The sequence below is a fragment of the Leptospira chreensis genome (genome assembly GCF_016919165.1).
Taxonomy (GTDB): domain Bacteria; phylum Spirochaetota; class Leptospiria; order Leptospirales; family Leptospiraceae; genus Leptospira_A; species Leptospira_A chreensis.
The window spans coordinates 191,384-200,352 of record NZ_JAFFPS010000010.1 but is presented as its reverse complement, the minus strand read 5'-3'; the positions used below and the strand labels follow the sequence as shown (position 1 = coordinate 200,352).

At 40.7% G+C, this 8,969-nt stretch carries 10 protein-coding genes; 5 read left to right on the top strand and 5 right to left on the bottom strand.

What is annotated here, in order from left to right; all coding sequences use genetic code 11:
* Positions 1 to 114: 114 nt before the first annotated feature.
* Both JWG41_RS03980 and JWG41_RS03975 read left to right on the top strand, forming a co-directional pair.
* On the top strand, positions 115 to 1,341 hold the full coding sequence (locus tag JWG41_RS03980; RefSeq protein ID WP_205268642.1) for a M48 family metalloprotease: 1,227 nt from the start codon (positions 115 to 117) through the stop codon (positions 1,339 to 1,341).
* Positions 1,338 to 3,506 (top strand): adenylate/guanylate cyclase domain-containing protein, encoded by a 2,169-nt coding sequence (locus JWG41_RS03975; protein ID WP_205268641.1) that lies wholly within the window; start codon positions 1,338 to 1,340, stop codon positions 3,504 to 3,506. The genes JWG41_RS03980 and JWG41_RS03975 overlap by 4 nt, the downstream gene beginning before the upstream one ends.
* A 242-nt stretch (positions 3,507 to 3,748) precedes the next feature.
* On the opposite strand, the gene JWG41_RS03970 is transcribed toward JWG41_RS03975, so the two are convergent.
* Positions 3,749 to 4,561: a PhzF family phenazine biosynthesis protein gene (locus JWG41_RS03970; protein ID WP_205268640.1), complete on the bottom strand. Its 813-nt coding sequence runs from the start codon at positions 4,559 to 4,561 to the stop codon at positions 3,749 to 3,751.
* 78 nt (positions 4,562 to 4,639) lie between these two features.
* Entirely contained in the window at positions 4,640 to 5,245 is a 606-nt protein-coding gene (locus JWG41_RS03965; RefSeq protein ID WP_205268639.1) for a histidine kinase dimerization/phospho-acceptor domain-containing protein, read from the bottom strand.
* Positions 5,246 to 5,514: 269 nt separating this feature from the next.
* Between JWG41_RS03965 and JWG41_RS03960 the strand changes: the two genes are divergently transcribed.
* The 3 genes from JWG41_RS03960 (at position 5,515) to JWG41_RS03950 (ending at position 6,853) form a co-directional block, all read left to right on the top strand.
* Entirely contained in the window at positions 5,515 to 6,081 is a 567-nt protein-coding gene (locus JWG41_RS03960) for a hypothetical protein (protein WP_205268638.1), read from the top strand.
* A 134-nt stretch (positions 6,082 to 6,215) separates the two neighbouring features.
* Positions 6,216 to 6,452, top strand: coding sequence for a type II toxin-antitoxin system Phd/YefM family antitoxin (locus tag JWG41_RS03955; protein WP_205268637.1), 237 nt, complete (start codon positions 6,216 to 6,218; stop codon positions 6,450 to 6,452).
* Complete coding sequence (locus JWG41_RS03950; protein WP_205268636.1) at positions 6,452 to 6,853, top strand: type II toxin-antitoxin system VapC family toxin; 402 nt, start codon at positions 6,452 to 6,454, stop codon at positions 6,851 to 6,853. Before JWG41_RS03955 ends, JWG41_RS03950 begins: the two co-directional genes overlap by 1 nt.
* A 198-nt stretch (positions 6,854 to 7,051) precedes the next feature.
* Here the strand turns inward: JWG41_RS03950 and JWG41_RS03945 are convergent, their stop codons facing one another.
* Genes JWG41_RS03945 through JWG41_RS03935 form a run of 3 tightly spaced genes read right to left on the bottom strand, consistent with a single transcriptional unit; the run spans position 7,052 to position 8,960 of the window.
* Positions 7,052 to 7,792, bottom strand: coding sequence for a UDP-galactose-lipid carrier transferase (locus tag JWG41_RS03945; RefSeq protein ID WP_205268635.1), 741 nt, complete (start codon positions 7,790 to 7,792; stop codon positions 7,052 to 7,054).
* A complete protein-coding gene (locus JWG41_RS03940; RefSeq protein WP_205268634.1) occupies positions 7,789 to 8,556 on the bottom strand; it encodes a polyphosphate kinase 2 family protein in 768 nt (255 codons plus the stop codon). The genes JWG41_RS03945 and JWG41_RS03940 overlap by 4 nt, the downstream gene beginning before the upstream one ends.
* Before the next feature lie 47 nt (positions 8,557 to 8,603).
* Positions 8,604 to 8,960 (bottom strand): HIT family protein, encoded by a 357-nt coding sequence (locus JWG41_RS03935; RefSeq protein ID WP_205268633.1) that lies wholly within the window; start codon positions 8,958 to 8,960, stop codon positions 8,604 to 8,606.
* Positions 8,961 to 8,969 lie beyond the last annotated feature (9 nt).

The following is an 8,969-nucleotide window of genomic DNA, read 5'->3' as shown; positions in this document are numbered from 1 at the left end:
AAAAGATGATTCATCACGCGTTCATTTCATGAGTGCGAAAGGAAATGTCAATTCTAAAGTCTTTCAATAAAAAAAGAGTATTCAAACAGTTAGTGAAAAAACATAATTTCTTGCATGAGAGCACTATCTCACACCTTTTTGTTTCTTTTTTTAGCACAAACACTGATCGCTAAGGGCAATGTATACGTACAAAGCACAAAGGCGAAACTCCTTTCCCAACCCAAGCTCAGTGCGGATGGATTTCCTTTGCAGATGGGAGAGGCACTTTCACCCATCAGCGAACAAGGACTTTTTGTTCAAGTTCGGTCACAGGATCGTTCTGGTTGGGTCTCGAAATTATTTGTATCACCTCTTCCTCCTGGAAACCAAATCAAACTCGGTGTCACTTCCAATTCTTCGGAAGCCGTGGTCGCAAGACAAAGGGCATCGGATTTTACAAAGACAGCAGCAGCACGGGGACTTTCGGAAACTCAAAAGATGAGGGTCAGAGGAGAAGGGGATTTATATGACTTCGAATCTTTGCGTTGGCTTGAGTCCGTTCCCTTTACCACTGCCAGTGTAAGTCCTCCTCAAGGAACAGCAAAAGAGGAAAACCAATCCATTACAAATTCCTTATTTTCTAATTCAGAACCCAGTGTTTTAAAAGAAACACAGGCCGAGGTGAAACTCGGTCGATCTCTTGCCGCTCGGTTATTAAAAAAATACCCCATCGTAAAAGATACGGAACTCACAAGTTATCTAAACACTGTGGCCGCACGGATTGCCGCTGTTTCTTCTCGTAAAGATTTGAGTTTTCGAGTGGGTGTCATTGAATCTCAAGAGATCAATGCCTTTGCTTGCCCCGGTGGTTTCATATTTTTAACGACAGGCAGTCTGAAAAAAATCCAAACCGAATCGGAACTTGCAGGAATTATCGGACACGAAATGGGACACATTGTACTCTTTCATAACGGAGAATTCAAACAATCGAATTTGTTTTTAGACATCCTATCCGGCCTTCTCGCCCCTCCTGGCGGCGAGGTAGTGAATGCGGTAGCTTCTGCGGCCCTTGACGAAATGGAAAAACAATTATTCGAAACAGGCCGCGACGTAAAATTAGAATTGGAAGCGGATGAGGCGGGAGTGGGACTTGCAAGCCAAGCCGGATATTCTCCTATCGGGTTATCAAATTATTTAATCACTCTTTCCAAATCAGAAGGAACCGATTCCTTTAAAAAAACACATCCAGACACTACCATTCGCATCGCCAAATTAGTGTTTTTTGAATCGTCTGTTTCCACTGAGAATTCAGCATTTGTTAAAGATCGTTGGAGTGAATTCAAACCCAAACTAAAACCATGAAACAAAAAAAATACCTCCTGCCGTTTTTTCTAATGGTTCTGATTCCCGGAACCATTTTGGGATTGTTATCTATATTCGGTTTTTCGAATACTCTTAATCGAAAGTTATCAGATTCTCTTTTTCATTTATTTCCTTCCCACCATAGTTTTTCTAAAGACATCATCATCATCGATATCGATGAACTAAGTATCGCAAAATACGCCGACCATCCAGAGCTTGGACAGTGGCCTTGGAAAAGGCATATTTATCCCACTCTCATTGGTTATACGAAACTCATCTATCCACCCAAAGTCACCATCATCGACATTATGTTTACCGAACGTTCGGATTATGACGATGCTCTTGTGGCGGCCAATGTCAATTTAGGTGAGATATCTCATGCGGCCAATTTTCGAGATGGTGGGATTGTTGTTCCAAGAACGGGGGAAAAAATCATATCCGAAAAGTTTGATGTTCCCCTGCCATCCGACATACCTTTCCCTCGGTATGAAAATGCGGCCTTTCCCATTGGTCAAGTAGGGGAAACGGCACCCATGCTCCATGTGGTGAATGTGATTGCTGATAGTGATGGGATCCTTCGGAGGTTTACTCCTTTCATTCGTTGGAAAGACAAACACTTTCCCACTCTCGCCTTACAAGCATTTGCCACCGGCGGAAACTACGAAACGGAATGGAAGGAAGGTCATTTCCGAATCCAAAAAGAGGGAGTGGAAAGGGAAATTCCTCTCGGGAAAGATGGCCTAGTTCGTGCTTATTTTTATACAGAAGCAGAGCTACGAAATATCCCACGTTATTCGGCAGCGGGAATCATTGAATCTTTAAATGAGTTGAATGCCAATGAAGTAGAAGATCCGGAAAAACTCCTCGTTCCTCCTTCCGTTTTTGAAAACAAAATTGTTCTTATCGGAACCTCTGCCGCTTCCACTCATGACGATGTGGTCACACCCCATGGTCTCTTTCCTGGTGTGATAGCTCAGGCTGTGTTTGCTTCCAATTTGATCGAAGGACATATGTTACGCGAACTTCCCGAAATCTGGGGGATCGCTTTCACTCTATTCATTCTGATCATCGGGGTCATCATCCTTTTTGTCAATCAAGTGCATCTGTTGAGAAACTTATACCCCATTCTCGCCATTTCCATGTTTGTGGGCCTATTTTACTTTTTATACCGACTTGATCTGGTGCTTGCTACTTCTTCCTTTATTATCGCCTTCCCACTTTCCTATCTTATGGGATTTGCTTATCTAACCTATACGGAAGGAAAAGAAAAAAGAAAGTTTAATAGCATCTTACGAAACTTAGTCGATCCTGGGGTTGTGAGTGAAGCCCTAGAAGACATGGATACTTTGAAAAAAGGGGGAGAGTGGGAGATCACGGCATTTTTCTCCGATGTGGCAGGTTTCTCGTCTATTAGTGAAGAACTCAGTGCCAGTGACCTTGCTCGACTTCTGAACGAATACTTGTCTGCGATGACAAAAATTCTCAAATCCAATTCAGGGACTTTGGACAAATACATTGGAGATGCCATCGTTGGAATTTTTGGTGCCCCCATCCAAAACAAAGAACATCCAAGGCTTGCTTGTAAAACAGCCCTCGAAATGGTCAGTGAGTTAGAAGTTCTAAGGTCCGGTTGGAAAGAAAAAATGGATTATACCGAAACCGCAAGAGAGATGGCGTTTCGGATTGGACTCAACTGTGGACCAGCTAAGGTCGGTTTTATGGGAACAGATAGTTTGGCATCTTACACAATGATGGGAGACACAGTCAACTTGGCAGCAAGGCTCGAAGCAGCAGCTAAAGATTATGGAGTTTCCATTCTTGTTTCCGAAAGTATTGAGTCCGCTTGTAGCCTTGAGTTTCATTTTCGATTTTTGGATTGGATTCGTGTGAAAGGGAAGGAAGCCCCTGTTAAAATTTATAGTTTGGTATCTCTCGTTTCCGAACTGACCCCACAAATTTTAGAAGCCGAACAGAAATATGAAGAAGGTTTCCAATTCTATCTGAACCGCGAATGGGAAAAAGCCATTGCCTCTTTTGAAAAGGTATCCGAAATTTATGGGTCGCCGGATGTAACAAGCAGGCTTCTCATCAAACGGTGTCAGGCTTTATTTAAAAATCCACCGCCGCCAGGTTGGGACGGAGTTTTCACAAGAACTTCTAAATAAATTTTGATCTATATAACTATGGCTAGGTGATAAAAGAGTTTAAATTCCGACCATTCCCGTTTTTTAGGGGGAATGGTTCGTGGATTTTTTTTTGCGCCTCGCCAATGCCTTTGTGAATATAGATTAATCGCAAGTCAGGCGACCGCGCTTTCCGCTCCTATCTTTCCCGTGGGGAAAGGATATCCGCTGCAATCGCTGGCCTAATGTTTTGGTCTTTAGAACTTTGAATCCCTGTCACCCTATCAAGCTTTTTCTTTTGCCACTTCTCCTCGTAAGTACAAAACAGCCGATCCTCCAATCGAGACTCGTTCTCCCAAACATTCGATCAAAAACTCGGCTCCTCGATTGGATCTTTGTCGACTTTTCATTCTATTTTTTCCAAGCCTCTCCCTTACAAAGGGAGACAAACTGCAATGAGCCGATCCCGTTGCTGGATCTTCAGGAATTCCGAGTCCTGGTCCAAAGAAACGAAATTCATAATCAGGCTCCCCATTTTCCAAACCATTGATGGATAAGGCAATATAGCCCCTGTTTGTTGGTAGTTCACTTAGTTTTGGAAAGTCTGGGTTCAGAAGAACTAAATCAGAAGAGGAGGTATAGAGAAAGATGGTATCGTTTCCTTCCCAAACTTCGACTGGTGCTTTTCCGAGAACAGAAACCAATTGGTTGGGGTTAATGGATTGGCTTCGTTGGAATAGGGGGTAGGTGGGAAAGTTTAGGTAAATTAAATTTTCATCTACCGAGACAGATAAAATTCCCGACTTAGAAACAAAATCAAACTTCTCTCTCGTTTCCTTGTAATGATTCTTTAGAACATAGGCCGAAGCAAGAGTCGCATGGCCGCAGAGATCCACTTCCACCGTTGGTGTGAACCAACGAATTCGGTATTGGTTCTCTTCGCGAACGACAAAGGCAGTTTCGGAAAGATTGTTTTCCTTTGCAATGTTTTGCATCCAGACATCACCCGGCCATCGATCTAGAACAAGGACTGCTGCTGGATTTCCCGAAAACAAAGAATGGGTAAAGGCATCCACTATGTATATTGTTTCAAACATAAATTTAGTGTATCAGAAAGGGGGTCATCTGTATGTATACAGATTAAAAAACTAGTAGTATACAGATTGGAAATTTTGTTATTTAGAAAAACTAATGGCTGTTCTTTTGACAATCTCACAAACCAAAAGATCTAAATCTTTAGCTGATTCCTTTAAATAGGAATGGATTTCATTGATTTTGTCTTCGGGCATTCCCGACTCTAAAAGTTCCAAGAGGCCCAAAATATTAGCAAGGGGCCTTCGTATTTCGTGAGATTGGATTCTTGCAATCTCTTGTAATTCATGGATTTGTTCTTGGATTTTGATTTCCATTTTCTTTCGGATATCAATATTTTTTGCACGCAGACATACACCGAGAAGGTGTTTTTCTTTATCATAGGTTGGATTGATTCTGTATTCAAACCAAATAGAAATGCCCTTGTGGTCGGAATGTCTTTCGAATTGAATGGATTCGCCTGCAATGGCCCTTTGGAAGATATCAAAAAAAACATCTTTATCCTGTTCCGTAACAAAACTTTTGTAATCATCCCCAATTTTTAATACTCTACCGGAATAGATTTTGAGGGTGTCCTGAATGCTTTGGTTAAAAGCAAGAACGGAATAGTCTAGACCCATAAGCACAATCGCATCGGAGGAGTTATCCAAAACCATCTGCGCATAATCTAAGGATCTTTCGGGAGACATGAGTTGATGGTTTCAGTTTCCATTACATAGTAAATCAGAAAAAGAGGAGAATTTTCTATTGCAATAGTAAATCTACTAAAGAATCTTATGGTTAGGTGGTAGATTTCGTTTGGTTGTGAAGCATTTCTTCATTTCCTAGCATCAATTTTTAAATGTACAAAGCAAAATCATTAGGTTCATTTTTTGTCCCAATCCTTTTCCTTTGGGTCTTTCTATCCATTTCCCTGTGTAAGGGTTCTTCCCAAAAGGAAAACCCAAATGCTAGACTTATGCATTCGGATTATGGATATTTTAAATTCAAAACATCCCTGTATGATGGTGGACTTTCGATACAAACTAAACTCTTCCAAAATCCAGAGAAATGTTTTAGTGATTACGACTGTAATCCTGAAGGCCATTGGAAGGAGGAATCAGGATTGCTGAATAGTAATAAGCAAAACTTTCCCATCCAACTGGATCTTGGTTTTTATTTTGCCATCTCCAAGGTTCGTTATGCTGAATCTTCTTTTTTCGATTGTAATTACAGTGAATTAAAAATTTACCATGGGTTCCGGTTTCAGGAACCATTCGATCCCTTTCATCCCCTTGATTTTTATCATAAAGACCAATGTGAATGGATTTCAGAGAATGCAGCCGTATGTCCAAGAATCGATATTACAAAAAAGGGAATTCTGGAAATGGATTTGCGTAAAGGATCCACTCGGAACAGTCATATTTCTTTTTGGCATTTATTGGAAGGTCCTTCGGGCCTTGGACTAGTGCTCGGTCTTACCTATTGTGGCCCCGTTATCAAATCTTTAGATTTTATCGATCTCCAAGTGAATCGGTATGAATAGAGAAGGTTTATTTTTTGATTCGGTCGAATAGGAAACTGAATTGGTGTTATGCGCAATGGGTAAAAATCTAATTGGGATTATCGAAGGAATATTAGCTTGACAACTTGTCAAGTTGCAATCATAGTAAAACTACTATGAAGTCTTATGCCGTTGGCGAACTAAAATCTCACTTCTCCGAAGTTCTTGAATCCGTCAAGAAAGGGGAGAAGGTTGGTATTCTTTTTGGAAAAAACAAAAAAGCAATCGCTATGATCGTTCCCATCGATCAAAAAACTGATACAAAAAGAAAAATTGGACTACTTGATGGAAAAGTCAAAATATCTTTTGATAAAGATTTTTCTATTACGGAAGAGGATTTCTTAAATATTTAATGGCTTATCTTTTAGACACTCATGCTTTACTCTGGGTTATTGGCGATTCAAAACAATTGAGTAAAAAGATTGTAACTATCGTTCAGGATCAAGAAAATCAGATTTTAGTGAGTGCGATTTCCTTATGGGAAATTTCTTTAAAATTTAGGCTCGGCAAACTAAAACTCTCTGGCTTTAAACCAGAGGAGATCCCCAGACTACTTGAAAAATTAAATATCAACATAATCGAACTGAACCAGGAAGAAGCCTCTTCTTATCATAATCTGAAAGAAGATTTCCATAAAGATCCTTTTGATCGAATGCTTATCTGGCAATGCATAACAAGAAAGCTTACCTTCATTTCTAAAGATTCAGAGATAAAGAATTATAAAATTTCTGGATTAAAAACGATTTGGTCTTAATTCCCGCAAGAGGGATACGGCGGGCTTGGTCTGACGAATGTCAGACGGGAGCGAACGCGGACCCCAGAGTAGCCCGTTCCCGAAGAAAAACTAAAAATGGATCGCCAAACGGCAGTGATGTTTATGATTTGTAATAGTTTCGGGACTTGCCCAAAAATTTGGAACGTTCATCTATTGAATTTTGGAAACCTGAATCCATCACTCCAATTCTTCTTCCAAACGTTCCACAACCGATTCCAAAACTGTTTTCCTTGCAAAGTATTTGTCATTGGCAGGAACTAAAACCCAAGGGGCTTTTGGGGCATTGGTTTTTTGGAACATTTGGTTTGCGGCTTCTTCGTAGAGGGCCCATTTATCGCGATTGCGCCAATCCTCGTCCGAAAGTTTCCACCTTTTGAGGGGATCGTTTTTTCTAGATTCAAACCGAACGAGTTGTTCTTCCTTGTCGATATGGAGCCAAAATTTAATAATGATGGTTCCGAAAGCTAACAATTGTTCTTCGAAAAGTAATATTTCTTCATAGGCCCTTGACCATTCGGATTCGGAAGCAAATCCCTCCACCCGTTCCACAAGGACACGGCCATAATGAGAACGATCAAAAATTCCAATCTGTCCTTTTTTGGGGATTCGATTCCAGAATCGCCATAGGTAGTGGTGTTGGATCTCTTCGGAACTAGGGGCCGAAATATTATGAACTTCGAATAGTCTTGGGTCGATTTCTTGTGTCAGGCGACGAATGGCCCCGCCTTTTCCAGCAGCATCCCATCCTTCAAATACCAAAAGTATCGGTCTATCTTTGGATTTGGATAAAAAAGTAAGTTCACGAATTCTGTTTTTTAGAACCTTCATCTTCGCCTGGTATTCGTCAGGGGATAGTGTTTGGGTATTGTCTAATTGGTTTAAATGTAAAATGCGAGATTGTATTTGATTGGATTTCATGGGATGAGCTCCGTTCCGTGATTGATCGATTGGAGAGCGGCGCGCGAATCAAATTGTAAAATCCGTTCCAGTCTTTCGATGATGGCTTCAAATACTAAAAGTTTGGTGTCTTCCTTTTTATCGCTCGTGATGATTTGCCAGGGGGAGTCGATGGTTCTCGAAGCGCTCAAAATCGAATCAAAGATCTCGAAGTAACGGTTGTAATGTTCTCCTTGGTCTTTATCAAAGTCTGTAAGTTCCCATTCTTTTTTTTTCTTTTTGGAATCTTCCAAACGTTTCTTTTGGTCTTTTTTAGAAATATGCAAAAAGAATTTATGAACCAAGATTTTGTCTTTAGAAAGGATTCGTTCTGTATTGAGAATGGATAACAACCTTTGGTCGTATTCCGAAAGACCAATTTTTTTTTCGGAACGAAGGTAGGCGAGGCGGCTGTAGTAGGTGTTCAGACAAAATAAAAACTCCCCATACCGAGGCACCACTCTCCAAAAATTCCGAAGGAAGGGATAACCTTTGTCTTCCGATTGGTCCACGTAGGGAGAATGCACTTTGAACTTTCTGGGATCCAAACGAATGGTTAATGATTGTAAGATGGAACCTTTACCTGTGGAGGCAAAACCTTCTAACAAAAAAATATGGGCAATCTTCTGGTTGGCACTTTCTCTTTGTAACAAGAAAAATCTTTCTTGTAAGTCCGTAAGATCACTTGAGGAATACTTGGGAACTTGGCTTGTTGGATGTCTTTCTAAAACCACAAGAAAAATCATAGGTAGGTTTTTTAAAAAACCTACCTTTTTTTCTCAATGGTTTTTGTTTACATAGGTTTCGGAAATCCGGGTCCTGTGGCTTTGGCAATATGCTCAAGGCCCTTGTCCTGGTTTTCATACCGAGGGATGAGATGTACATGCAAATGAGGCACTCTTTCGGCAATGGCCACAATGTACATTTTTTCGGGATTGTATTCTTTTAGAATTTCCGTGGCTTTGTGGATGGCTCGTCCATAATTTTCAAACACAGAGATCCCAAGCCCAAACCAGGACTCCACATGACTACGGTGTTCCAAATACAAATACCCTTCTAGGTTTTGTTCTGCTTTTCTGAGAATCCAATCCTCATTTTGGAATAGGGTTTCTGTTTTATTTTTATGGGCATCACAGATGCTACAGTTCATCATTCTTCC